This window comes from Paenibacillus sp. oral taxon 786 str. D14 (assembly GCF_000159955.1).
Lineage (GTDB): Bacteria > Bacillota > Bacilli > Paenibacillales > Paenibacillaceae > Fontibacillus > Fontibacillus phoenicis.
Window position 1 is genome coordinate 54,300 of record NZ_GG695989.1, and the last position, 1,129, is coordinate 55,428.

General features: G+C 42.9%; 1 protein-coding gene and 1 pseudogene. Both read left to right on the plus strand.

Annotated features, from left to right (window positions below; all coding sequences use genetic code 11):
• A pseudogene (locus POTG_RS18665) lies at positions 1-336 on the plus strand (recombinase RecA); the annotation flags it as partial.
• 357 nt (positions 337-693) lie between these two features.
• Entirely contained in the window at positions 694-1,008 is a 315-nt protein-coding gene (locus POTG_RS18670; RefSeq protein WP_009226410.1) for a hypothetical protein, read from the plus strand.
• Positions 1,009-1,129: the final 121 nt, after the last annotated feature.

Here is a 1,129-nt window from a genome sequence, read left to right on the forward strand (position 1 = left end):
AATGAGATGGTAGGAAGCCGGACACGTATTAAGGTCGTTAAAAATAAGGTTGCACCGCCGTTTAAGCAGGTTGAGGTTGATATGATGTATGGTGAAGGCATTTCGAAAGAAGCCACCCTTCTTGATCTCGGAGTTGAACTGAATGTGATTGAAAAATCCGGTTCGTGGTTTTCTTATGCCGGTGATCGTTTAGGGCAAGGCAGGGAGAATGCCAAGCAGTTCTTAAAGGAACATCCGGAGATAGCTTCCAAAATCGACAGTGAGATCCGCGGATCTGAGGTAAAGCTGAAACCGGTTATGGAAGAAGCGGAAGATCGGGAATTTGCAGCCGGATAACATGGGAACGTATGATTGCATTTTAAAAATCACAATGCTATAATATTCCTGTAATTATCTTTACCTCTACACTCCCGTTTGCCGGAGAGAAGAGTTGCCTGTATAGGCTATAATTGTTGTACCTCCCCTACAAAGCTTTATAGCTGAGGATTAAAGTAGGATAAAGTCATTACCCCCGACATCTCCAGTGCTGAGAACAAGGGAAGAAGAGTACCGAAAGGCTCTGATAAAGGTCAAACCGCACGCACATGTGTAATTTAATGTACTGATAATGAATTAAAGCCGATTTTTGCATGGATTCGTCCGTGCAGAGATCGGCTTTTTTTATTTTCAAAAAAATGAAAGGGTGATCGAAGCATGTTTATGCACTGGTTCAAAAAGGGCAAGCGTCAAGATTCATTAGTTTCACGTCATAAGCTGGTTCTTCCCAATGAGAGCGAATGGACTAAGCTGAAGCTAATGTGGGAGAAATCCAGAAATGAGCATAGCTCTTTAGAGCAAACTCTTATTCAGGCTGAAGCAGAACCTTTTGAGCGAGTAAGGGGGATGCTTGAAGAGGCTTTATCGTTATTGGATGATGCCTGTGTCGAAACAGATGGAATGCTCAAAGTGAGACTCCAGCAAATCTGGGGTGATCTGGATGAGCTTGTGAAGAGCTATACGATGGAATAAATATCAGAAGGGGGCGGAACGTTAGGGCACCTCATTCTGACAGTAAATCAACTTCATGCCACTGTCGTGTTCCTTAAAATACCCATGTGGATTGAAGCAAGTAACAGTAAAAATGGTGAAT

What these genes read in the sequence shown, in the direction of transcription:
- POTG_RS18670 (WP_009226410.1), top strand. Translation starts at nt 694, where the DNA reads ATGTTTATGCACTGGTTCAAAAAGGGCAAGCGTCAAGATTCATTAGTT.